Origin of the sequence: Pantoea sp. SOD02, from assembly GCF_024707505.1 — a bacterium.
Taxonomy (GTDB): domain Bacteria; phylum Pseudomonadota; class Gammaproteobacteria; order Enterobacterales; family Enterobacteriaceae; genus Pantoea; species Pantoea symbiotica.
On sequence record NZ_CP102604.1, the window covers coordinates 2,648,021 to 2,672,317 of the forward strand.

The window sequence follows — 24,297 nt, forward strand, 5'->3', positions numbered from 1 at the left end:
GATAACTGGAGCCTGCCTAAGCCGAAGCTGCAACGGGCCGAATGAGAGGGTTAGTTGGCGGCAATTATAGGTATTTCACCGGTTTGATGCCAGAGAAATGGGCCAACGGCTTTTCAGAATATCCCCTTTTGCAGCCAGACGCTTAATCGATACACTGTTCATCTGCCAACACTGTAGCTGGCGTTGGCACTCCGAATGTAGCCGCAAGGAAAAGTATGAGCTGGAAAACCCTGACCTATTTTGGCGACAGCATGTTGCTGATCCCGACTGCGGTAATCATCGCGCTGGTATTGCCATGGAAAAGCGACAACCGCCAAACCGTGTGGTATTGGGTGCTGGCGTTTGGTCTGGCTGGCCTGGTGGTGAGCGTCTCGAAAATACTGTTTCTCGGCTTTGGTATTGGTAGCGCCAGATTTAACTTCACCGGCTTCAGCGGACACAGCGCGATGTCCGCCACGCTCTGGCCGGTGATGATGTGGTTGATCTCAGGTCGCTGGTCGCCGCGCTGGCGTCTGTTTACCATCGGTATCGGCTATCTGATCCCGCTGATGGTCGGTCTTTCACGTTTGGTGATTCACGCGCATTCAAAAAGCGAAGTGCTGGCGGGCCTGATGCTCGGTTTCACGCTCAGCACCGCATTCCTGCTGACACAGCGCCGCACTTCGCTGAAGGGCTTTAGTCTGCCGCAAATTGGCGTTGCGCTGCTGGTGCCGCTGCTGCTACTGGGCCACGGTCGCGTCGCCACCACACAACAATTTCTTGAGCGCTTCTCTGCCAATCTTGCCGGCTTAGAAAAGCCCTATACCCGCGCCGATCTTTTTCGCTAACACCGATTGGCCCTTTGCGCGCAAAGGGCCAATCAATTCAGTGAATAACGACTTAAATGCAATTCCCGACAGAAATCTTAAATAGATGTGCTAGCATGCGAAATAGTGATTGATTGGCGCATTTTCCATCGTGAATCAGGTGCGCGCAGCTGGATTCTTGCATGACCCTCGAAATATTGACTTCACGAGAAAGACCACACCGAATATGGCTCAATGCCTTGCTCATTGGCGGGCTCACTTTTCTACTGACGCTATTTTGTCTGGAACTGATTGTTGTCAGCGGACGTATTTCACCGCTTTGGTACTCCACAGCGCTAATGACGGTGATCGTGTTTCGTGCGCATTCCAGACACGTTCCCTTGCTGCTGTTTGCTTGCGTGATGGGAACCGCGCTGGCCAATCTGATCATTATTGGTCCCGCGCTCAGCAACATTAAGTTCGCCATCCTGAATATGGTGCAGGCGATTCTGGGCGGCGTGATGCTGCGCGCCCTGCTCGATCGCCGCGCCCCGCTCAATTCGTTACTCGACTGGGTGCGCTTTGCGCTGTGCGCCGGTCTGATTGCGCCGCTGCTCGGCGGCGTGGTGGCGTTATGGATGCTGCATGTCGGTAGCAGCGCGTCACTGCCCTTCTTCTCGACGTGGGTGATTTCTGAAGTGATCGGCGTGCTGGCATTTGGTCCGGTGTTACTACTGTGGCCGAATAAACCGCTGCGCCAGATTTTTACGCCAGGCCGTCAGCTGGAAACCTGCCTGACGCTAATTGGCACGCTACTCGCCAGCTATTTATCGCTGCGTTTTCTGCCGTGGCCCTTTACCTTTATTGTGGTGATACTGTTCTGGTGTGCGGTGCGGCTGCCAAAATTTGAAGCCTTTCTGCTGTTCTTCCTGAACGCCAGTTTCATCTCGATTCTGCTCGCCTTTAATTTGGTCAACCTGGCGCAAAACGGCATGCTGCTCGGCCAGGTCAGCACCTGGCTGCCGTTCCTGTTGGTGCTGCTGCCGAGCCACGTGATGGCGCTGGTGATGGACGCCTTCCAGCGCGAAAAGCATCACATTAGCGAGAGTGAAACCCGCTTCCGTAACGCCATGGAATACTCCGCAATTGGTATGGCGCTGGTTGCGCCGAATGGTGGCTGGCAGCAGGTCAATCAGTCGCTGTGCCAGACGCTGGGCTTCCCGGCAGATGAGCTAAAAAAACTCACTTTCCAGCAAATCACCCATCCCGACGATCTCAACAGCGATTTGCAGCAGCTGGAACGGTTGGTGGCGGGTGAAATCATGACCTACACCATGGAGAAGCGCTATTTCCGCAAGGATGGCGAGATCGTCTGGGCGCGCCTGACGGTTTCGATGGTGCGCGACGCCGCGCAACAGCCGCACTACTTCATCGCCCAGATTATCGATATTTCCGAGCTAAAACAGAGCGAGCAGGTTAATCGCCGCCTGATGGAACGCATCACGCTGGCCAACGAAGCCGGCGGCATCGGCGTGTGGGAGTGGAATCTGCTTACGGGTGAAATGCTGTGGGACAAGCGCATGTATGAGCTGTTTGGCTTAGGTCCGCACCAAACGCCCACCTACGATCTGTGGGTGCATCTGCTTGATCCGGCTGAACGGGAAACCGCCGCGCTGGTGGTGCAGCAGGCCATCGAACGTCGCAGCGCCTTCCAGCTGGAATACCGCATCAATTTGCCGGAAGGCCCGCGCTATGTGCGTTCTGAGGCCAACCGTATCCTGAGTCAGGATGGGCAGATTGAACGTATGCTTGGCATTTGTCAGGACATCACGCCGCTGCGCGCGTTAAATGAAGCGCTGTTTCAGGAAAAAGAGCGTATGGCGATTACGCTCGACTCCATCGGCGAAGCGGTGATCAGTACCGATGATGAAATGCGCGTTACCTTTATGAATCCGGTGGCCGAAACGCTGAGCGGCTGGCCGCAGGAAAAAGCGGCAGGCGTGCCGATTACCGAGCTACTCAACATCACGCGAGGCGCGAGCGGGCCGCGTGTGGACAACCTGTTGCTGTGCCAGCTGCCGGGCGAAAAAATCTCCCCCGATCTCGATGAAGAGCTGGTGCTGCACACGCCAGACGGCACGCGCGTCGAGATTCATTACAGCATTACGCCGCTGAAAACCCTGACCGGTGCCAGCATCGGCGCGGTAATGGTTATTCAGGATGTCAGTGAATCGCGCAAGGTGATGAAGCGTCTGAGCTACAGCGCCTCACATGACATGCTGACGCGCCTGCCAAATCGTCACAGCTTCGAGCAGCGTTTAAAGCAGTTGGTGAACGATGCGGCGGCCAATAATAGCCATCACGTATTGGTGTTTATCGATCTGGATAAATTCAAAGCGGTGAACGATACCGCCGGCCACGCCGCCGGTGATGCGCTGCTGCGCGAACTGGCAGAGCTGATGCCGCATCATCTGCGCAGCAGCGATATGCTGGCGCGTTTGGGCGGCGACGAGTTTGGCGTGTTGCTGCCAAATTGCGAAGTGGATCAGGTGCGCGACGTGGTGCAGCGCATCGTCACCGCCGTGAGCGAATACCGTTTTGTGTGGCAGGACCAGCCTTATCACGTTGGCGCGAGTGCCGGCATCACGCAAATCGATCAACGCAACTGCATCAGCAATGTGGTGATGTCACAAGCCGATGTCGCCTGTTACAGCGCAAAACATGCGGGCCGTGGTCAGTATCACGTTTATCAGGAAGTGCAGATGTAATCTGCCACGTATGCCCATTGCCAGCCCGCGCTGGCTGCGCTAAAGTCGCCCCCTTTTTTCCGGCATGGGGGATAAATATGTTTATCGGATTCGATTACGGCACAGCAAACTGCTCAATTGCGGTCAGCGATAATGGCACGCCGCGCCTGCTGACACTGGAGAATGGTCAGCGCCTGCTTCCCTCCATGATTTGTGCGCCAACGCGTGAAGCGATCAGCGAATGGCTGCATCGCCATCATCAGGTTCCAACGCCAGACAGCGAAGGCACCGCCTTATTGCAGCGTGCGCTGCGTTATAACCGCGAAGAAGATATCGACGTCACGCCAGGCAGCGTTCAGTTCGGTTTGACTGCGCTGCAGCAATATATGGTCGATCCCGAAGAAGTGTGGTTTGTGAAGTCACCGAAATCCTTCCTCGGCGCTAACGGCCTGAAGCCGCAGCAGATCGCTTTCTTTGAAGATCTGGTGTGCGCCATGATGCTGCACATTCGTCAGCAAGGTGAAACCCAGCTCGATCGCCCGATTGAGCAAGCGGTGATTGGTCGCCCGATTAACTTCCAGGGCTTAGGCGGCGAAGAGGCCAACCAGCAAGCGCAAGGCATTCTGCTGCGTGCGGCACAGCGCGCCGGTTTCCGTGATGTCGAGTTCCAGTTTGAGCCGGTGGCGGCGGGCCTGGATTTTGAAGCTACGCTGCAGAAAGAGACGCGCGTATTGGTAGTCGATATCGGCGGCGGTACCACCGACTGCTCGATGCTGCTGATGGGCCCGGAATGGCGTCACAAAACCGATCGCCGTGAAAGTTTGCTCGGCCACAGCGGATGCCGCGTGGGCGGAAACGATCTCGACATTATGCTGGCGTTCAAAACCCTGATGCCGCTGCTGGGCCTCGGTGGCAATACGCAAAAAGGCACCGCGCTGCCTGCGCTGCCGTGGTGGAATGCGGTCGCAATCAACGATGTTCCGGCGCAAAGCGACTTCTATTCTGCGGCCAGCGGCAAACTGCTGCGCGATTTGATTCGTGATGCCGAACACAGTGACAAAGTGGCGCACCTGCTGAAAGTGTGGCAGCAGAAGCTGAGCTATCGTCTGGTGCGTGCGGCGGAGGAGAGCAAGATTGCGCTGTCGGAGGTGAAAGAAACCGACGCCTCGCTGGCGTTCATCGCCGCCCAATTGCAGGCGCAAATCAGCGCAGCGCAGCTGGAAGAAGCGATTAACCAACCGCTGGAACGGATTCTGGAGCAAGTGCATCTGGCGCTCGCCACCTGCGAAACCAAGCCAGAAGTAATTTATCTCACCGGCGGTAGCGCACGTTCACCGGTGCTGCGCGCCGCACTACAGCAGGCGCTGCCCGATACGCCTATCGCCAGCGGCGATGACTTCGCCTCGGTGACCGCCGGCCTCGCCCGCTGGGCCGAAGTGATGTTCAGATAAAAGTCAGGGCGGCATCATTGCCGCCCTGCTTAACGTTGTAGGGTCGCCATTCATGACGACCCGTCTCACACATCAGAAATTCACGTTCGCACTGATCCCGCCAACAAACGCATCTTTCACTTCACTCACCGCACCCGGCGCAACCACATATTGCAGGTTCGGACGCAGCTGCAGCCATTTGGTCAGCTGAGCGTTGTAGTAAATCTCATAGTTATATTCCGAACCATCCTGAATCGGCAGATAGGTTGGGCTGTTGAAGTCCGTCTCGCCGTTAGCGTTGTTTTGCTCACGCAGAGAACGCGTGTAAGCGCTGTTAACGTGAATACGCGCTGCACCGACACCAATCTCATCCTGCGGACGCGCATCAAACGGCCCTTTCCAGGTGAAGCTCACCGACTGATAGTTATCGGTTTTCGAGGTTTTGTGGTCGTTCATTACCGCTTGTACGGTAACGCCCAAGCCACGGCTAGCATCACCGCCTTGCGCCGTCAACTGCTGTTGCAGCAGCACGTAGCCGCCATAAGCATGATCCTGGCTTTGATACGCGCCATCGCGCCAGCTGCCGTAGTTATCGCCATTCGCCGAAGAGTAGTAATAACCGATGCGGTAATTACCCGGCAGCTTGTCTGCGCCTAACGTCGGCTTCCAGCCCAACTCTACCGGCACCATATTGCCTTCGGAGTTGCTGGTATCCAGGCGGAAACCGTCTCCACGATCGTAGTTGGCACTGTTCTGGTTATAGAAGCCGACCTGGAAGAATACCTCAGGCGTGATATTCACCTTCACGCGACCGCCCCATTGGGAAACCGGCCAGTTGAACCAGCGATCGCCTCGCCAGTTACCTGCCTGGCCGCTACCAAACGCCAGGTTCTGGAACTTACTGTCAAAGTTATCGAAATCTTCACCAACGGTCACACGACCCGCTTTCAGGTTCACTGTGTTATCGAACAGACCCTGGCTCAACCAGAATTGGGTTAAGCGCCAGGTTTGGCCGCGCCCGTACACTTCCTGGGGTGATGACAACATGCCAGTACGAGAATCGCCGACCTGATCGGCGATGTTCTGACCATTACGATCGGTAATCGTCACCTGGAATTTGGCATCCTGCCAGTTGAGCAGTTTTTCCAGGTCGAAGTTAGCGCCAAATGCCCACTGGTCGCTGTAGCGCATGGTAGTGTTGGTATCGGCACCGCCTGCCAGGTTGGAGCCGGTTTCCATGGTGTAGTTAACGTCGAATTTAATGCCGTCATTTTCCAGCTGCGTTCGGTAACCGCCCCAATCACCAAACATATATGGAGAGTCGTAACTGAAAGCATCAGCGGCCAGCGCAGATGCACTCAACATCGCAAACATCAGGGTTCCCGCTGCCAGGCGGGGTAAATGCTGCACTGCTTCTTTTCTGTTCATGATGGTTATTCTTATATGAAGTTACTGGAATGGATCGAACAGAGGATAGTGCTGAAGATTTGGCAATTTTTGCAAATATGTGCGCAGTTTACCGCAGGTTGATAGTGCGCTAGCGCAATTGTGACGCCAGTCGATGATTGAAAATCTTTTGGCTAAAATGGCATTTTTTGTGAGGCAGAGCAGGAAAAAGGCGGGACGCCGCAGCGTCCCTGAAAACATTACAGTTTGCTGGCGCTCGCCAGCTCTTCGATCTCTTGCTTGCTGAGTTCCAGCTGAGTAGCTTTCACCAGCTCATCCAGCTGCTCTAGCGAAGTGGCACTGACAATGGGCGCGGTAATGCTTGGACGCGCAATCTGCCACGCCAGCGCAACCTGCGTTGCTGAAACATCGTGCGAGGCGGCGACATCTTCTAACGCTTCAACAATGCGCTTGCCGCGTTCATTCAGGTACTTATCCACGATGCCCTGCCCGCGCTTACTTTTGCTGGCATCTTCCGGCTTTTTGTACTTACCGCTGAGGAAGCCGCTGGCCAGCGAATAGTAGTTAATCACGCCGAGGCCATTTTTCACCGCGACCTGCTCCAGACCGCTTTCGTACTCCTGACGGTCGTAGAGATTGTATTCAGGCTGCAGCGTTTCATAGCGTGCCAGGCCGTGCTGCTTGCTCACATCCAGCGCTTCCTGCAGACGTTTAGCGTTGTAGTTAGACGCGCCAATCGCACGCACTTTGCCCTCTTTGATCAGCGAATCGAAGGCTTTGAGAGTATCCAGCAGCGGCGTGGTTTCATCATCACGGTGCGCCTGATAGAGATCGATAACGTCGGTTTGCAGGCGACGCAGTGAATCTTCCACCGCCTGACGAATGTAAGCCGGTTTAAGGCCGGTTTTCTCTGGCGACAACTCCATGCCGACTTTGGTGGCAAGCACGATGCTATCGCGCTTGCCGCTTTTCTTCAGCCATTTACCGATGATGGTTTCCGATTCGCCACCTTCGTTACCCGGCGCCCAGCGCGAATAAACGTCGGCGGTATCGATGAAGAACAAGCCCTTCTCCACCAGCGCATCAAGCAGTGAGAACGAGGTTTTCTCATCCACCGTCCAGCCAAACACGTTGCCGCCAAAGGTGAGACGGGGAACTTCGATACCGCTGTCGCCAAGCTGGCGGAGTTTCTGTTGACTCATTTTGTTCTCCTTATTCAAACGAGACAGGTCTGCTATTGAGCTTAGCAAAGGAAATGGTCGCGCTTATGCCTATTGCTGGCAGAATATTTACAGAATATGAATACTTACCTTCGCCAGGGCGATATTCTTATTTCCTTCAATTTTTGCCCGATCCGGGCGACTACAATCATTCGTTTGCGTAGTGGCATTTTTATTACGCACCTTGGGAATACGAAACCGCTGGAGAGCACACACCTTGATGAACCGTCGACTAAAAACAAGCTTGCTGGCTGTAGCCGTGATTGCCGTATTGGCTGGCGGATATTACTGGTGGCAACATCCAGCGGAACCGAATAAACAGACGCAGGCTGAAGGTCCGCAGCAGCGTGGACGCGGCGCAGGCGGCAAACGCCCCTTAGCGCCGGTGCAAGCCGCAGCTGCCAGAACTGAAAGCGTGCCGTATTTCCTCAGCGGCCTCGGCACCGTCACCGCCGCCAACACCGTCACCGTGCGCAGCCGCGTTGATGGGCAATTGATGGCGCTGCACTTCCAGGAAGGACAACAAGTGGCCGCCGGCGCTTTGCTGGCGGAAATCGATCCGCGTCCTTATCAGGTGGCGTTAACCCAGGCGCAGGGCCAAATGGCAAAAGATCAGGCCACACTTGCCAATGCGCGCCGCGATCTCAGCCGCTATGAAAAACTGGCAAAAACTTCGCTGGTGTCACAGCAGGAACTCGATACGCAACGTTCGCTGGTGAGCGAAACACTTGGCACCATCAAAGCCGATGAAGGTAACGTCGCCAGCGCCCAGCTCAATCTGACTTACAGTCGCATTACCGCGCCAATTGGTGGACGCGTCGGCTTGAAGCAGGTTGATGTCGGCAACTACATCACGTCCGGCGATACCACCGGATTAGTAGTGATCACCGAAACCCACCCGATTGACGTGGTGTTCAGCGTCGCCGAGAACAACATCAGCCAAATCCTCAAGGCGCAGAAAAGCGGACAGCCGCTGATCGTCGAAGCCTGGGATCGCAGCAACAAAACGCTGCTGACCAGCGGCACGCTGTTGAGTCTCGATAACCAGATTGATGCCACCACCGGCACCATCAAGCTCAAGGCGCGCTTTAGCAACGAAGATGACACGCTGTTCCCGAACCAGTTTGTGAACGCGCGCCTGAAAGTCGATACCTTGCAGGATGCGGTGGTGATCCCGACTGCCGCGCTGCAGATGAGCAACGACGGTCACTTTGTCTGGGTGGTCAACAGCGACAACAAAGTGAGTAAGAAACGCGTTACCGCTGGGTTGCAGGACAGCCAGAAAGTGGTGATCAGCGCGGGCCTTGAAGCGGGCGATCGCGTGGTGACCGACGGGCTGGATCGTCTGACGGAAGGCGCCACCGTTGAAGTGGTGGCACCGCAAAGCGCCGCGACACACAGCACGCGTGCTGCGCAGCCCGCACGCGGAGAGCGTCAATAATGCAGGTGATGCCTCCTGACAGCAGCGGTGGACCTTCGCGCCTGTTTATTCTGCGCCCGGTCGCCACCACGCTGCTGATGATCGCCATTTTGCTAGCCGGCGTGCTCGGCTACCGTTTTCTGCCGGTTTCCGCTCTGCCTGAAGTCGATTATCCGACCATTCAGGTAGTTACGCTTTATCCCGGCGCCAGTCCTGATGTCGTCACCTCCTCGATTACCGCGCCGCTGGAACGCCAGTTCGGCCAGATGTCCGGCCTGAAGCAGATGTCGTCGCAGAGTTCGGGCGGCGCTTCCGTGGTGACATTGCAGTTTCAGCTGACGCTGTCACTGGATGTTGCCGAGCAGGAAGTGCAGGCGGCGATCAACTCCGCCACCAACCTGCTGCCTAACGATCTGCCGAATCCGCCGGTTTACAGCAAAGTGAATCCGGCCGATCCGCCGATCATGACGCTCGCCGTTACCACCACCAGCATGCCGCTCACGCAGGTGCAGGACATGGTGGAAACGCGCGTGGCGCAGAAAATTTCCCAGGTTTCGGGCGTGGGTTTGGTGACGCTTTCGGGCGGGCAACGTCCTGCGGTGCGCGTGAAGATGAACACCCAGGCGCTGGCCGCGCTCGGCCTGACCAGTGAGTCAGTACGTACCGCCATTACCAACGCTAACGTCAACTCGGCGAAAGGCAGCCTCGACGGCCCAACGCGCTCGATTACGCTGTCGGCCAACGACCAGATGACCTCGGCGGAAGATTATCGCAAGCTGATCATCAGCTATAACAACGGCGCTCCGGTGCGACTGGGCGATGTCGCCACCATTGAACAAGGTGCCGAGAACAGTTGGCTGGGTGCCTGGGCGAACCGTCAGCAGGCGATTGTGCTCAACGTGCAGCGCCAGCCCGGCGCCAACATCATCGCCACCGCCGATAATATCCGCGCTATGTTGCCCGGTTTAACCGCCACGCTGCCGAAATCGGTGGATGTGAAACTGCTAACTGACCGCACCACCAATATCCGCGCTTCGGTCAGCGATACCCAGCACGAACTGATGCTGGCGATGGCTTTGGTGGTGATGATCATCTACCTGTTCCTGCGTAACGTCCCGGCAACCATCATCCCCGCCGTCGCCGTACCGCTATCGCTAATCGGCACCTTTGCCGCGATGTATTTCCTCGGCTTCTCGATCAACAACCTGACGCTGATGGCACTAACCATCGCTACCGGCTTTGTGGTTGATGACGCCATCGTGGTGATCGAGAACATCTCACGCTATATCGAAAAAGGCGAAAAACCGCTGACGGCGGCGCTGAAAGGCGCGGGCGAGATTGGCTTCACCATTATCTCTCTCACCTTCTCGCTGATTGCGGTGCTGATTCCGCTGCTGTTTATGGGCGATGTAATTGGCCGCCTGTTCCGCGAATTCGCCGTGACGCTGGCGGTGGCGATTTTGATTTCCGCCGTAGTATCGCTGACGCTGACGCCGATGATGTGCGCCCGCATGTTAAGCGCCGAATCGCTGCGCAAGCAGAACCGCTTCTCGCGCGCCAGCGAAGCGATGTTTGACCGCATTATTGCCAGCTACGGACGCGGCTTAACGCGCGTGCTGCTGCATCCGTGGATCACCTTGTCGGTGGCGCTCAGTACCTTGCTGATCACCGTGTTGCTGTGGATCGTCATCCCCAAAGGCTTCTTCCCGCAGCAGGATAACAGCATCATTCAGGGCACCTTGCAGGCGCCGCAGTCGGTTTCTTACGCCAACATGGCGGAGCGCACGCGTGATGTCGCGTCGATCATCATGAAAGATCCGGCAGTGCAGAGCATGACTTCGTTTGTCGGCGTCGATGGTACCAACGCCGCGCTCAACAGCGCGCGCCTGCAAATCAACCTCAAGCCGCTGAATGAGCGTGACGATCGTATTCCGGCGGTGCAGCAGCGCCTGCAACAGGCGTTAGCTAAAGTGCCGGGCATTTCGCTGTGGCTGCAACCGGTGCAGGATTTGACCATTGATACCCAAGCCAGCCGCACGCCGTACCAGTTCACGCTGCAATCTGGCTCGCTCGAGTCGCTGAGTTTGTGGGTGCCGAAACTGCTGGAGCAGCTGAATACGCTGCCGCAACTGCGTGACGTCAGCAGTGACTGGCAGGATCAAGGTTTGGAAGCTTTTGTCCGTGTCGATCGTGACAGCGCCAGCCGCCTGGGCATTAGCATGGCCGATGTCGATAACGCGCTGTATAACGCCTTTGGTCAGCGGCTGATCTCCACCATTTACACCCAGGCCAACCAATATCGCGTGGTGCTGGAACAGAACAGCGATGCCACGCCGGGACTGGCGAGCCTCGACGGCATTCGCCTGACCAGCAGCGACGGCGGCAGCGTGCCGCTCAGCGCCATCGCGCAAATTGAGGAGCGCCACGCCGCGCTCAGCATCAACCATCTCGATCAGTTCCCGTCAGCAACCTTCTCGTTTGATGTCGCCGACGGTTATTCGCTGGGCGATGCGGTGAAAGCGGTGAGCGCGGCGGAAGATCAGGTGGGCATGCCCGCCGAGATGATGACGCAGTTCCAGGGCAGCACGCTGGCCTTCGAAGCCGCGTTGTCCAGTACCGTGTGGCTGATTGTGGCGGCGGTGGTGGCGATGTATATCGTGCTTGGCGTGCTGTATGAGAGCTTTATCCATCCGATCACCATTCTCTCGACGCTGCCCACCGCCGGTGTGGGTGCGCTGCTGGCGCTGATGCTAAGCGGCAACGAGCTGGATATCATCGGCATCATCGGCATTATCTTGCTGATCGGTATCGTGAAGAAAAACGCCATCATGATGATCGACTTCGCACTGGCGGCAGAGCGTGAACAAGGCATGCCGCCGCGCGAGGCGATTTATCAGGCGTGCTTGCTGCGTTTCCGTCCGATTCTGATGACGACATTGGCGGCACTGCTCGGTGCGTTGCCGCTGATGCTGAGCACCGGCGTCGGCGCGGAGTTGCGCCATCCGCTGGGAATCGCCATGGTCGGCGGTTTGGTGGTAAGTCAGGTGCTGACGCTGTTCACCACGCCGGTGATCTATCTGCTGTTTGATCGTCTGTCACACGCTACACGCCGTCGCTTTAAACGCTCGGAGGCGCAGTCGTGAAGTTCTTCGCGCTGTTTATCCATCGCCCGGTCGCCACCACTTTGCTGACGCTGGCGATTGCGCTGGCCGGTATTCTCGGCTTCCGCCTGCTGCCGGTAGCGCCGCTGCCGCAGCTGGATTTCCCGGTGATTTTGATCTCGGCTTCGCTGCCCGGCGCATCGCCGGAAACCATGGCGGCCTCGGTGGCGACGCCGCTCGAGCGCTCGCTGGGGCGCATTGCCGGCGTCAGTGAAATGACCTCCACCAGCTCGCTGGGCAGCACGCGCATTATTCTGGTGTTCGATTTTGATCGCGACATCAACGGCGCGGCGCGCGATGTGCAGGCGGCGATCAACGCCGCGCAAAGCCTGCTGCCAACCGGCATGCCGAGCCGTCCAAGCTATCGCAAAGCCAACCCTTCTGATGCGCCGATCATGATTTTGACGCTGACCTCGGACATTTATAATCCCGGTCAGCTGTATGATTACGCCTCAACGCAGTTGGCGCAGAAGCTGTCGCAAATTGAAGGCGTAGGCGATGTGACGGTTGGCGGCAGTTCGTTGCCAGCGGTACGCGTCGAACTCAATCCGCAGGCTTTATTCAATCAAGGCGTGTCGCTGGATGCGGTGCGCACCGCCATCAGCAACGCCAACCAGCGCCGTCCGCAGGGCGCGATTGATGATGTGCAGCAGCGCTGGCAGTTACGCACCAACGGAGAATTACAAACTGCCAGCGAGTATCAGCCGCTGGTGGTGCATTACAACAACGGTGCGGCGGTGCGCCTCAGCGATGTCGCTAACGTGCAGGATTCAGTGCAGGACGTACGCAACGCCGGGATGACCAACGGCAAAGCGGCGGTGCTGCTGGTGGTGCGTAAATCGCCGGAAGCCAACATCATCGATACCGTTGATCGCATTCGTGGCGAATTGCCGGAACTGCATGATGTGATCCCCGCCGCCATCGATCTGCAAATTGCGCAGGACCGCTCGCCGACCATTCGCGCCTCGCTGCATGAAGTGGAGCAGTCGCTGATCATCGCCGTGGCGCTGGTGATTCTGGTGGTGTTTGCCTTCCTGCGCGACTGGCGCGCGACGTTGATCCCCGCCGCTGCGGTGCCGGTTTCGCTGATTGGCACCTTCGCCGCCATGTATTTGTGCGGCTTTAGCCTGAATAACCTGTCGCTGATGGCGTTGACCATCGCTACCGGTTTTGTCGTCGATGACGCGATTGTGGTGCTGGAGAACATTGCGCGCCACGTCGAAGCAGGCATGAAACCGTTGCAGGCGGCGCTGACCGGCGTGCGCGAGGTCGGTTTTACCGTGCTGTCGATGAGCCTGTCGCTGATTGCGGTGTTCCTGCCGCTGCTGATGATTGGCGGCATCATTGGCCGCTTCTTCTCGGAGTTTGCCATCACGCTGTCGGTGGCGATTCTGATCTCGCTGTTTATCTCGGTCACGCTGACGCCAATGATGTGCGCTTATCTGCTCAAGCCGCAGGTCAAGCGCAGCCAGCCACGCACGCGCGGTTTCGGCAAGCTGCTGATGAAGGTGCAGAACGGCTACGCGCGTTCATTGGGTTGGGTGCTGAATCACGCTATTTGGGTGCTGATGCTGCTGCTCGGCACCGTGGCGCTTACCGTTTGGCTGTTCATCTCGATCCCGAAAACCTTTATGCCAGAGCAGGATACTGGCCGCTTACAAGGGTTTATCTCGGCGGACCAGAGCATTTCGTTCCAGGCGATGCGCGGCAAGCTGCAGGATTTCATGAACATCATCAAAGCCGATCCGGCGGTAGATAACGTTACCGGCTTTACCGGTGGTTCGCGCACCAACAGCGGCTCGATGTTCGTCTCGCTCAAACCGCTCTCCGAGCGCAGCGAAAGCGCGCAGCAAGTGATCGCCCGGCTGCGTATCAAGCTGGCGAAAGAGCCCGGCGCGAATCTCTATCTCAACGCGGTGCAGGACATTCGCATTGGCGGACGTGAATCCAACGCCAGCTATCAATACAGCTTGTTGTCAGACAACCTGAATGATTTGCGCGAATGGGAGCCGAAAATCCGTCAGGCGTTTGCCGCCCTGCCCGAGCTGGCGGACGTCAACTCGGATCAGCAGGACAACGGCAGCGAAATGAATCTGACCTACGATCGTGAAAGCATGGCGCGGCTCGGCATCGATGTGTCTGCCGCCAACGCGCTGCTGAATAACGCCTTTGGTCAGCGCCAGATCTCCACCATTTATCAGCCTCTTAACCAGTACAAAGTGGTGATGGAAGTCGATCCGCGTTACACCCAGGACATCAGTTCACTCGATCAGATGTTTGTGATTAACAGCGACGGCAAAGCGATTCCGCTGAGCTGGTTTGCCAAGTGGCAACCGGCCAACGCGCCGCTGTCGGTGAACCATGAAGGCTTGTCGGCGGCGTCCACCATTTCGTTCAACCTGCCGGAAGGCGTGTCGCTATCGCAGGCGTCTGAAGCCATCGATCGCACCATCACCGCGCTTGGCGTGCCCTCCAGCGTGCGCGGCAGTTTTGCCGGCACCGCGCAGGTGTTCCAGCAGTCGCAATCCAACCAGCTTTACCTGATGCTGGCGGCGATTGCGGCGGTGTATATCGTGCTGGGCATTCTGTATGAGAGCTACGTGCATCCGCTGACCATTCTCTCCACGCTGCCGTCGGCGGGCGTCGGCGCGCTGCTGGCGCTGGAGCTGTTCAACACGCCGTTCAGCCTGATTGCGTTGATCGGCATTCTGCTGCTGATCGGTATCGTGAAGAAAAACGCCATCATGATGGTCGACTTTGCGCTGGATGCCGAGCGCAACGGCAATCTGTCGCCGCGCGACGCGATCTTCCAGGCGTGCCAGCTGCGCTTCCGCCCGATTCTGATGACCACGCTCGCCGCGCTGTTTGGCGCGCTGCCGCTGGTGCTGACCAGCGGTGACGGCGCGGAGCTGCGTCAGCCGCTCGGCATCACCATCGCCGGGGGTTTGGTAATGAGTCAGCTGCTGACGCTCTACACCACGCCGGTGGTTTATTTGATGATGGATAAGCTGCGGCGGCGTAAGAAAAAGGTATTGGTGGCGGGTTAAGGGAGGTCGCCATGAATGGCGCCCCTACCCACCCAGCATTTGTAGGGTCACCATTTATGGTGACCGCACAGTAGAGGAGATTCAGTGAACACGCAAAACGCCACCGTGCGCTGGCAGCTATGGATCGTCGCATTCGGCTTCTTTATGCAGGCGCTGGATACCACCATCGTCAACACTGCGATCCCGTCGATGGCACGCGATCTCAACGTCAGCCCGCTGAATATGCACTCGGTGATCGTCTCCTACGTGCTGACCGTGGCGATTACGCTGCCGATCAGCGGCTGGCTGGCGGACCGCTTTGGCGTGCGCAATATCTTCTTCTGCGCCATTGTGCTGTTCAGTATCGGATCGCTGCTGTGCGCCTTCTCCACCACGCTGGATGAGCTGATTATGGCGCGCGTGGTACAAGGCATTGGCGGCGCGATGATGGTGCCGGTTGGCCGTTTGACGGTGATGAAAATCGTGCCACGCGAGCAATATATGTCGGCGATGACCTTCGTCACCACGCCGGGACAAATTGGTCCGCTGCTTGGCCCGGCGCTGGGCGGGATTCTGGTGCAGTACGCCAGCTGGCACTGGATTTTCCTGATCAACATTCCGGTTGGCATCATTGGCGCGATTGCCACGCTAACGCTGATGCCCAACTACACCATGCAGACGCGGCGCTTCGATTTCCTCGGCTTTGTGCTGCTGGCTGTCGGCATGGCGACCTTAACGCTGGCGCTGGATGGTCAGCGCAGCTCCGGCGGATCGCCGCTGTTGCTCGGTTTACTGATTCTGGTCGGGGTGTTTTCGCTGCTGTTCTACCTGATGCACGGCCGCAACAACGATAACGCGCTGTTCAGCCTGAAACTGTTTGATAACCGCATCTATTCGATTGGCCTGCTCGGCAGTTTTACCGGCCGCATCGGTAGCGGCATGCTGCCGTTTATGACGCCGATCTTTCTGCAGGTCGGCCTTGGCTACAGCCCGTTCCACGCCGGTTTGATGATGATTCCGATGGTGCTCGGCAACATGGGTACCAAACGCGTGGTGGTGCGCATCGTTAACCTGTTTGGTTATCGCAATGCGCTGGTCGGCGCGACCCTTGCGCTGGCGTTAGTGGTGCTGCTGTTCCCGCTGGTGGCGCTGCTTGGCTGGATCTGGCTGCTGCCGGTGGTGCTATTAATGCAAGGCATGGTCAACGCGATTCGCTTCTCCTCGATGAACACCTTGACGCTAAAGGAATTGCCGGACGATCTGGCTTCCAGCGGCAACTCGTTGTTATCGATGATCATGCAGCTGTCGATGAGTATTGGCGTCACCGTAGCCGGTTTGCTGCTGGGCGCCTTCGGCCACGGCGTGGTGACCGACAGCGCGGCGGCGCATCAAACCTTCATTTACACCTATCTGTGCATGGCGCTGGTGATTGCGCTGCCAGCGTTTGTATTTTGGCGCGTACCGAAGGATGTCAGTAAAAACGTTGACCTTAGAGGCAGGAGCAAAGGATGAAGCGGCCGGTAAAATGGGGCATAGGCGCCAAACTGTTTGCGGCGATTTTTTCCACCTGCATGCTGGTGATCATCACCATGCATTGGGGCGTGCGGCTCAGCTTTGAGCACGGCTTTGTGGACTACATCAAAAAAGGCAACGAACAGCGCTTAACCCTGCTTAGCGATGCGTTGGCCGATCAGTATGAGCAGCACGGTAGCTGGGATTTTCTGCGTACTAATGACAAGCTGATTTTTTCTATTTTGCGCTCGCTGGAGCAGAATCCTGGCAGCGTTAACCAGCTGCCGCCGCACGGCTGGCGCACACAGTTCTGGATTATCGATCAGCAATATAAAGTGCTGTCAGGGCCGCGTCAGCCGGTGCCGCCGGAAGGCACCCGACGCAATATCACCACCAGCAACGGCAAGATTGTCGGCTGGGTGATTGCCTCTCCGGCTGAACGTCTGACGCGCAGCACCGACATCAACTTTGATCAGCAGCAGCGACGCACCAGCTGGATGATCGTGGCGCTAACCGGTTTACTCGCTGCGTTGGTCACCTGGCTGTTGGCGCGCGGTTTACTGGCACCGGTGAAACGACTGGTGGATGGTACACACCATCTGGCGGCGGGCAATTTCGCCACCCGCGTGGAAGTCGGCAGCAGCGATGAACTCGGTCAACTGGGCCGCGACTTCAACCTGCTTGCCAGCTCGCTGGAAAAGAATGAAAGCAACCGCCGCGCCTTTATGGCCGACATCTCGCATGAACTGCGCACGCCGCTGGCGATTCTGCGCGGTGAGCTGGAAGCGATGCAGGATGGCGTGCGCAAGCTGACGCCGGAAGCCATCAGCTCGTTGCAGAGCGAAGTGGTAGTTCTCACCAAACTGGTCGACGATCTGCATCAACTGTCGCTGTCCGATGCGGGCGCCCTTGCCTATCGCAAACAGCCGGTTGATCTGGTTAATCTGCTGGAAGTGGTGGCTGGCAGCTTTGGCGAACGTTATCGCAGCCGCGGCTTAACGCTCAATCTGGCATTGCCCGCGCAGGCGGAGAGCTTTGGCGATCCCGATCGTCTGATGCAGCTGTTCACCAACTTGCTGGAAAACAGCCTGCGTTATACCGACAGCGGCGGCGCGGTGCAGCTCTCGATGCAGCTGGCGGGTGAAAACTGGCAGCTGAGGTTTGCGGATAGCGCGCCGGGCGTCGATCCGGCCCATCAGGCACAATTATTTGAACGATTTTTCCGCGCGGAAAGTTCGCGTAATCGCGCCAGCGGCGGCTCGGGGCTTGGCCTGGCGATCTGTAAGAACATCGCTGAAGCGCATGACGGCAGCATCAGTGCGGATCACTCTGATTTAGGTGGACTGCAAATCACGCTAAACTTGCCGTATGTTCCTCACTAGATGTCACTTATGAGCCCGGAAAATAGCGATCCTCTGATCCTTGTTGTTGAAGATGAACCCAAACTGGCGCAGCTGATGATTGATTATCTGCAGGCGTCCAACTATCGCACGCACCACATTGCCGACGGTAACGAGGTGCTGAACTACGTACAGCAAACGCCGCCGGACCTGATGCTGCTGGATTTGATGCTGCCCGGCCGCGATGGCTTAACGCTGTGCCGCGAAATTCGTCGTTTCTCCGAGCTGCCGATCATCATGGTGACCGCGCGTACCGAAGAGATTGATCGCCTGCTGGGGCTGGAAATCGGTGCGGATGACTATATCTGCAAGCCGTTCAGCCCGCGTGAAGTGGTGGCGCGCGTCAAAACCATTTTGCGCCGCGTTAAACGTTCGCCGGAAGAGGCGCAGCAGGAATCGCATCTGCATATCGATGAAAGCCGCTTTCAGGCCAGCTGGCGTGAACAGCAGCTGGAGCTGACGCCTGCGGAGTTTCGTCTGCTGAAAACGCTGGCGCTGGAGCCGGGGAAAGTGTTCTCGCGCGAGCAGCTGCTCAATCATCTCTACGACGATTACCGCGTAGTCACCGATCGCACCATCGACAGCCACATCAAAAATCTGCGCCGCAAGCTGGAAAGCCTCGATGCGGAACAGCCGTTTATCCGCGCGGTGTACGGCATGGGCTATCGCTGGGAAGCGGACGTCTGCCGCTTGCTGTAGCCTGCAACGGCTTACATTGATCCAGGTCAATTTACATCGGGTGCGGGTCTGCCTACAATTCCCCACCTTTTGCAGGGCCGTATAATACGGCCGCTGCACCTGCCATCCACGATGGCATGCTGACCTGACATCAGTGAGAAAATCCATGTTAAAACCTGAACTGCTTTCTCCAGCGGGATCGCTGAAGAATATGCGCTACGCCTTTGCCTACGGCGCTGACGCCGTCTATGCCGGCCAACCTCGCTACAGCCTGCGCGTACGCAACAACGAATTCACCCACGAAATTCTGGCCAAGGGCATTAATGAAGCCCATGAACTGGGTAAGAAATTCTACGTAGTGGTCAACATCGCCCCGCATAACGCCAAACTAAAAACCTTTATCCGCGATCTCACTCCTGTGGTGGCGATGCAGCCGGACGCGCTGATCATGTCCGATCCCGGTCTGATTATGCTGGTGCGTGAAGCCTTCCCGCAGATGCCGATTCATCTGTCGGTGCAGGCCAACGCGGTTAACTGGGCGACGGTGAAATTCTGGCAGCAAATGGGACTGACGCGGGTGATTCTGTCGCGTGAGCTGTCGCTGGATGAGATCGCCGAAATCCGCCAGCAGGTGCCGGAAATGGAGATTGAGATCTTCGTACACGGCGCGCTGTGCATGGCTTATTCCGGCCGCTGCCTGCTCTCCGGCTACCTCAACAAACGTGATCCCAACCAGGGAACCTGCACCAACGCCTGCCGCTGGGAATATAAAGTGGAAGAAGGCAAGCAGGACGAGGTTGGCAATATTGTCGGATTCCATGAACCGGTTAAGGTGCAAGAGCCCACGCTCGGCGTTGGTGCGACCACTGACCGCGTGTTCCTGCTGGAAGAGAAGATGAAACCGGGTGAAGTGATGAGCGCCTTCGAGGATGAACACGGCACCTACATCATGAACTCAAAAGATCTGCGCGCGGTGGCGCACGTTGAACGTCTCAGTCAAATGGGCGTGCATTCGCTGAAAATTGAAGGCCGCACCAAATCCTTCTATTACTGTGCGCGCACCGCGCAGGTTTATCGTCGCGCTATCGACGATGCCGCTGCGGGTAAACCGTTCGACCCGGCGCTGCTGGAGACGCTGGAAGGTCTGGCACATCGCGGTTACACCGAAGGTTTCCTGCGTCGTCACACCCATGACAGCTATCAGAACTACGAGCAAGGTTTCTCCATTTCCGAGCGCCAGCAGTTTGTCGGCGAATTTACTGGCGAGCGTCGCGGTGACTGGGCGCAGATTGCGGTGAAGAACAAGTTTATGCTCGGGGATTCTGTCGAGATCATGACGCCAGAAGGCAACCTCAACTGCACGCTTGAAACCATGCAGAACGATAAAGGATCGGCGGTAGACGTGGCGCCAGGCGATGGGCATCGCGTGTGGATCCCGGTACCGGAATCGGTCAACCTCGCCTTTGCCCTGCTGTTGCGTAACTTCACCGATGGCAACAGCACCTACGATCCACATGGGAAAAATCGCACTTAATGAAAAGATTTCGGCGAAGTTAGATTAGGATCACAGACCACCTCTTCGCCTCGCTTTAGAATCCCGCCTGCTGCTAACGAGTAAGAATAAAAGCAGGTAGTACCAGGAACCACCTCATTCACCCGCCCGGCTCCCCCGTGCGGGTTTTCTTTTTTCTACGCCACCCAATTTTTCGTCGCCCGCCGATAAAGTTCTCTCCCCGGCTATGCTATAACCTGTGCTCTGTAACTCGCATCAAGGAACTGATAATGCAAAACAAACCGCTGACGCTGCTGATCCTCAATGGGAAAGGCGCAGGTAATGAAGATTTGCGCGCTGCGGTGAATACGCTGCGTGATGAAGGCTTTAATCTGGCGGTGCGCGTCACCTGGGAAAAGGGGGATGGCGATCGTTATGTTCAGGAAGCGGTTGATTTGCAGGCAGAAACCGTGGTGGCCGGCGGCGGCGATGGCACCATCAATGAAATCGCGACCGCGCTGGCGCGCTTGCCCGAGCAGCAACGTCCGGCGCTGGGCATTTTACCGCTCGGCACCGCCAACGATTTCGCCACCAGCGTCGGTATTCCGGAAGGGATGGAACCGGCTTTACGCTTAGCGTTGGTGGGAAAAGCGACAACCATCGATTTGGCGCGGGTGAACGGCGATCGCTACTTTATCAATATGGCGACCGGCGGATTTGGCACGCGCATCACCACCGAAACCCCCGAAAAGCTGAAATCGGCGCTCGGCGGCGTATCGTACTTTATTCATGGATTGATGCGCGTTGATGCGCTGAAACCGGATCGCTGTGAAATCAGCGGACCCGGCTTCAACTGGCAAGGCGATGCGCTGGTGATAGGCATTGGCAATGGACGTCAGGCCGGCGGCGGGCAAAAGCTCTGCCCGGATGCGCTGATTAATGATGGCCAGCTCAATCTCAGCATCGTTACCGCGCAAGAGCTGCTGCCCACGTTGCTACATTCCCTGACGCGTGATGATGAAAATCCGAATATCGTCAGCGCGCAGTTGCAGTCGCTTACCATCCGTTCACCGCATGAGATGACGTTTAATCTGGATGGTGAACCACTGACCGGAAGTGAGTTTGAGATTGAAGTGATGGCGGGCGCACTGAGCTGCCGCTTGCCGCCGCAATGCCCGTTATTAGCGTGATTTTTCGCGGGTCGCCAATCATGGCGACCCGGTTTCTGATTTACACCTTCATCCAGCGGCGTTCCAGCGCGGAAACCGCTACCGCTTCCAGCACCTTCTGCACCTGCAATCCTTCGGCGAAATCTGGCCACATGCGATCGCCAGCGGCAATGCCATTGATCAAATCGCGGATTTCAACGGTTTTCTGATCGTTGAAACCGATGCCGTGTCCGGCAGAAACGCAGAAATTGGCGTAATCCGGATGTGCCGGACCGGTCAAAATGGTTTTGAAACCCTGACGTCCTGCCGGTTCATCGTGAATGTACAACTCCAGCTCGGCCATACGTTCCTGGGTATAACGCAGCGTGCCTTTAGTACCGGTGACCACATAGGTCAGGCCCATTTTGCTGCCGCAGGCGATACGCGAGGTTTCAAACACGCCGTGCGCACCGTTTTTAAAGCGCAGCAAGGCGCTGGCCTGATCTTCGTTTTCCACCGGCAGCAGGCGCGACGTGTCTTTCGGGTCCGGACGCTCTTTTATCACCGTCATCATATCGCCGCTGACTTCTTCAATATCACCGACCAGATAGTGCGCCATATTCACAATGTGCGCAGCGAGGTCGCCTAACGCGCCTAATCCCGCTAGCGCTTTCTGGCAGTGCCAGTCGAGTGGGGTTTCTGGACGCGCCAGATAATCTTCGTTGTGCGTGCCGTAGAAATGCACCACGTCGCCGATTTCACCGCGAGCGATAATCTCGCGTGCCAGCTGGCTGGTCGGGTTTTTCATGTAGTTGAAACCGACCAGCGTTTTCACGCCCGCCTGCTGCGCCGCTTGCACCATCTCTTCCGCATCGGCCACTGACAGCGATAACGGTTTCTCGGAGTAAACGTGCTTGCCGTTACGAATCGCTTCCAGCGCCATCTCTTTGTGCAGGAAGTTTGGCGCACAGATATCAACTACATCGATGTTCGGATCGCGTACCAGCTCACGCCAGTCGCCAGTAGAACGTGCAAAGCCAAAGGTTGCCGCTTGTTTCGCCGCCAGCTCTGGACTAACTTCCGCCAGCATCTCACGCACGATCTCGCCTTTCAGGGCAAAAACTGTGGGTGCCTGAGCGTAGGCAATTGCATGACAACGACCGATGTAACCACTGCCAATCATACCGATTCTGACTTTGTTCATGACTAATCCTGCATTCGGGTAAGAGTTGATGTGGAATATATGTTTCGCTTTTTGCCCCGACAACGGTGAAATGAAATATCTGTGATCATGCATGCGAGGTATCTGACAAAATCGACAAATCAGAATGTAATTTTGCATAGAGTTAGTGATCATCATCACAAAACCGATTCTGTCAGCCGTAATTTTGCCGCGCTGAGTTCGCTTATAGCGTGCAATTGACGCTTTATTCAGCAGTCAGAAAGAATTGTGAAAAAGAGTTTTGACAAGGTGAGGTCTGCTCGATAATATGCGCCCCGTTCAAACGATTCCTCTGTAGTTCAGTCGGTAGAACGGCGGACTGTTAATCCGTATGTCACTGGTTCGAGTCCAGTCAGAGGAGCCAAATTTAAAAAACCCGCTCAGGGAAACCTGAGCGGGTTTTTGTCTTTTTGGGGTCGCCATTTAGGGTGACCGCAATTCCCTGGTCGCCATGAATGGCGACCCTACGTAACTTTTCCTCTGTGATTCTGTTCACAACTCTGCAACGCCGACTTGTATGGTAGTATTAGTGCGCGTATTTTTTCATCATTGCATTCCCGTTGGAGTAGATGATGAAAAGTGTAGTGATAGAGCAACCGGGTGAATTGGTATTGGCTGAGCGTCCGCTGCCGCAACCCGCTGCAGGTGAAGTACGCGTGAAGGTGCAGTTTGCCAGCATCTGCGGTTCCGACGTGCATATCTGGCACGGTCACAATCCTTTCGCCAAATATCCGCGCGTGATTGGTCACGAATTTTTTGGCCTGATCGATGCGGTCGGCGCTGACGTTGCCGCCAGCCGCATTGGCGAGCGCGTAGCGGTCGATCCGGTTGTCAGCTGCGGTCACTGCTATCCCTGCTCCATTGGTCGCCCAAACGTCTGCAAAGAGTTACAGGTCATTGGTGTGCACCGCGACGGCGGCTTTAGCGAATATGCCGTCGCACCGGCTAAAAACGCCTTCCGCCTGCCGGATAGCATTCCCGACAAACTTGCCAGCATGGTCGAACCTTTCACCATCGCGGCCAATATCACCGCCTTCCTCAAACCACAGCCAAACGATGTAGCGCTGATTTACGGTGCCGGTCCAATGGGCCTCACCGCCATTCAGGTGCTGAAAGGCGTGTATGGCGTTGAACAGGTATTGGTGGTTGATCGCCTGCCAGAACGTCTGGCGCTGGCGCAGGAAAACGGTGCCGATCAGGTGTTCAACAATAGCGAGATTCCGTTAGCCGCGCAGCTGGAAGGCGTGCAGCCGACGCTGATTATTGATGCCGCCTGCCATCCAACGATTCTGGCCGAAGCCGCCGCCCTCGCCTCACCGGCGGCGCGTATTGGCCTGCTGGGCTTTTCTGGCGAGACGTGCAGCATTACGCAGCAAAGTCTCACCAGTAAAGAGCTGTCGCTGTTCACCTCGCGTCTCAACAGCAATCGCTTCCCGCAGGTGATTGAGTGGATTGAGCAAGGCCAGATCCAGCCGGAGAAACTGGTAACGCACTATTTCCCGCTGGCCGAGGTTGAGCAAGCCATGACGCTGTTCGAAAAAGATCCCCGCACCTGCTGCAAAGTGATCCTACAAATGGGTTAAGTTAACCCGCACACCAGGTGTCCCCATGCCGGTCCCTTACCCGCCGGCATTATTACTATAAAAAAT

Annotated in this window: 15 protein-coding genes and 1 tRNA gene; 13 read left to right on the top strand and 3 right to left on the bottom strand. The window is 56.8% G+C overall.

Going from position 1 to position 24,297, the window contains the following annotated elements; all coding sequences use genetic code 11:
• The first annotated feature begins 215 nt into the window (after positions 1 to 215).
• The 3 genes from NR302_RS12360 (at position 216) to yegD (ending at position 4,983) form a co-directional block, all read left to right on the top strand.
• Positions 216 to 827 carry a phosphatase PAP2 family protein gene (locus NR302_RS12360; RefSeq protein WP_008104884.1) on the top strand — a complete coding sequence of 204 codons (612 nt, stop codon included), beginning with the start codon at positions 216 to 218 and terminating at the stop codon, positions 825 to 827.
• A gap of 161 nt (positions 828 to 988) precedes the next feature.
• On the top strand, positions 989 to 3,553 hold the full coding sequence (locus tag NR302_RS12365; RefSeq protein WP_258143601.1) for a diguanylate cyclase: 2,565 nt from the start codon (positions 989 to 991) through the stop codon (positions 3,551 to 3,553).
• A 77-nt stretch (positions 3,554 to 3,630) separates the two neighbouring features.
• Entirely contained in the window at positions 3,631 to 4,983 is a 1,353-nt protein-coding gene (yegD, locus tag NR302_RS12370; protein ID WP_110866643.1) for a molecular chaperone, read from the top strand.
• A 72-nt stretch (positions 4,984 to 5,055) separates the two neighbouring features.
• Here yegD and NR302_RS12375 read toward each other — a convergent pair whose 3' ends face one another.
• On the bottom strand, positions 5,056 to 6,390 hold the full coding sequence (locus NR302_RS12375) for a carbohydrate porin (protein WP_258143602.1): 1,335 nt from the start codon (positions 6,388 to 6,390) through the stop codon (positions 5,056 to 5,058).
• Between the two features lie 218 nt (positions 6,391 to 6,608).
• Positions 6,609 to 7,571: an aldo/keto reductase gene (locus tag NR302_RS12380; protein WP_061717746.1), complete on the bottom strand. Its 963-nt coding sequence runs from the start codon at positions 7,569 to 7,571 to the stop codon at positions 6,609 to 6,611.
• 238 nt (positions 7,572 to 7,809) lie between these two features.
• On the opposite strand from NR302_RS12380, the gene NR302_RS12385 reads away from it, so the two are divergent.
• From NR302_RS12385 to yegS, 8 genes are all read left to right on the top strand, one after another.
• Positions 7,810 to 9,030, top strand: coding sequence for an MdtA/MuxA family multidrug efflux RND transporter periplasmic adaptor subunit (locus NR302_RS12385; RefSeq protein ID WP_258143603.1), 1,221 nt, complete (start codon positions 7,810 to 7,812; stop codon positions 9,028 to 9,030).
• Entirely contained in the window at positions 9,030 to 12,152 is a 3,123-nt protein-coding gene (locus tag NR302_RS12390) for an MdtB/MuxB family multidrug efflux RND transporter permease subunit (RefSeq protein ID WP_258143604.1), read from the top strand. Before NR302_RS12385 ends, NR302_RS12390 begins: the two co-directional genes overlap by 1 nt.
• Positions 12,149 to 15,217, top strand: a complete 3,069-nt coding sequence (gene mdtC / locus NR302_RS12395; RefSeq protein ID WP_258143605.1) for a multidrug efflux RND transporter permease subunit MdtC — start codon at positions 12,149 to 12,151, stop codon at positions 15,215 to 15,217. The genes NR302_RS12390 and mdtC overlap by 4 nt, the downstream gene beginning before the upstream one ends.
• Before the next feature lie 144 nt (positions 15,218 to 15,361).
• Positions 15,362 to 16,708, top strand: a complete 1,347-nt coding sequence (gene mdtD, locus NR302_RS12400; RefSeq protein WP_374990644.1) for a multidrug transporter subunit MdtD — start codon at positions 15,362 to 15,364, stop codon at positions 16,706 to 16,708.
• Positions 16,705 to 18,090 carry a two-component system sensor histidine kinase BaeS gene (gene baeS, locus NR302_RS12405; RefSeq protein WP_008104909.1) on the top strand — a complete coding sequence of 462 codons (1,386 nt, stop codon included), beginning with the start codon at positions 16,705 to 16,707 and terminating at the stop codon, positions 18,088 to 18,090. Before mdtD ends, baeS begins: the two co-directional genes overlap by 4 nt.
• A 9-nt stretch (positions 18,091 to 18,099) precedes the next feature.
• Positions 18,100 to 18,807, top strand: coding sequence for a two-component system response regulator BaeR (baeR, locus tag NR302_RS12410; protein ID WP_258143607.1), 708 nt, complete (start codon positions 18,100 to 18,102; stop codon positions 18,805 to 18,807).
• A 145-nt stretch (positions 18,808 to 18,952) separates the two neighbouring features.
• Positions 18,953 to 20,320, top strand: coding sequence for a tRNA 5-hydroxyuridine modification protein YegQ (gene yegQ / locus NR302_RS12415; RefSeq protein WP_154190196.1), 1,368 nt, complete (start codon positions 18,953 to 18,955; stop codon positions 20,318 to 20,320).
• A 248-nt stretch (positions 20,321 to 20,568) separates the two neighbouring features.
• Positions 20,569 to 21,468: a lipid kinase YegS gene (yegS, locus tag NR302_RS12420; protein ID WP_091003741.1), complete on the top strand. Its 900-nt coding sequence runs from the start codon at positions 20,569 to 20,571 to the stop codon at positions 21,466 to 21,468.
• A gap of 40 nt (positions 21,469 to 21,508) precedes the next feature.
• On the opposite strand, the gene NR302_RS12425 is transcribed toward yegS, so the two are convergent.
• A complete protein-coding gene (locus NR302_RS12425) occupies positions 21,509 to 22,630 on the bottom strand; it encodes a Gfo/Idh/MocA family protein (RefSeq protein WP_258143608.1) in 1,122 nt (373 codons plus the stop codon).
• Between the two features lie 306 nt (positions 22,631 to 22,936).
• Between NR302_RS12425 and NR302_RS12430 the strand changes: the two genes are divergently transcribed.
• Both NR302_RS12430 and NR302_RS12435 read left to right on the top strand, forming a co-directional pair.
• Positions 22,937 to 23,012: transfer RNA gene (locus NR302_RS12430), tRNA-Asn, on the top strand.
• A gap of 208 nt (positions 23,013 to 23,220) precedes the next feature.
• Positions 23,221 to 24,231: a Zn-dependent oxidoreductase gene (locus NR302_RS12435; protein WP_258145193.1), complete on the top strand. Its 1,011-nt coding sequence runs from the start codon at positions 23,221 to 23,223 to the stop codon at positions 24,229 to 24,231.
• Positions 24,232 to 24,297: the final 66 nt, after the last annotated feature.

What these genes read in the sequence shown, in the direction of transcription:
- NR302_RS12360 (WP_008104884.1), top strand. Translation starts at nt 216, where the DNA reads ATGAGCTGGAAAACCCTGACCTATTTTGGCGACAGCATGTTGCTGATC.
- NR302_RS12365 (WP_258143601.1), top strand. Translation starts at nt 989, where the DNA reads ATGACCCTCGAAATATTGACTTCACGAGAAAGACCACACCGAATATGG.
- yegD (WP_110866643.1), top strand. Translation starts at nt 3,631, where the DNA reads ATGTTTATCGGATTCGATTACGGCACAGCAAACTGCTCAATTGCGGTC.
- NR302_RS12375 (WP_258143602.1), bottom strand. Translation starts at nt 6,390, where the DNA reads ATGAACAGAAAAGAAGCAGTGCAGCATTTACCCCGCCTGGCAGCGGGA.
- NR302_RS12380 (WP_061717746.1), bottom strand. Translation starts at nt 7,571, where the DNA reads ATGAGTCAACAGAAACTCCGCCAGCTTGGCGACAGCGGTATCGAAGTT.
- NR302_RS12385 (WP_258143603.1), top strand. Translation starts at nt 7,810, where the DNA reads ATGAACCGTCGACTAAAAACAAGCTTGCTGGCTGTAGCCGTGATTGCC.
- NR302_RS12390 (WP_258143604.1), top strand. Translation starts at nt 9,030, where the DNA reads ATGCAGGTGATGCCTCCTGACAGCAGCGGTGGACCTTCGCGCCTGTTT.
- mdtD (WP_374990644.1), top strand. Translation starts at nt 15,362, where the DNA reads ATGCAGGCGCTGGATACCACCATCGTCAACACTGCGATCCCGTCGATG.
- baeS (WP_008104909.1), top strand. Translation starts at nt 16,705, where the DNA reads ATGAAGCGGCCGGTAAAATGGGGCATAGGCGCCAAACTGTTTGCGGCG.
- baeR (WP_258143607.1), top strand. Translation starts at nt 18,100, where the DNA reads ATGAGCCCGGAAAATAGCGATCCTCTGATCCTTGTTGTTGAAGATGAA.
- yegQ (WP_154190196.1), top strand. Translation starts at nt 18,953, where the DNA reads ATGTTAAAACCTGAACTGCTTTCTCCAGCGGGATCGCTGAAGAATATG.
- yegS (WP_091003741.1), top strand. Translation starts at nt 20,569, where the DNA reads ATGCAAAACAAACCGCTGACGCTGCTGATCCTCAATGGGAAAGGCGCA.
- NR302_RS12425 (WP_258143608.1), bottom strand. Translation starts at nt 22,630, where the DNA reads ATGAACAAAGTCAGAATCGGTATGATTGGCAGTGGTTACATCGGTCGT.
- NR302_RS12435 (WP_258145193.1), top strand. Translation starts at nt 23,221, where the DNA reads ATGAAAAGTGTAGTGATAGAGCAACCGGGTGAATTGGTATTGGCTGAG.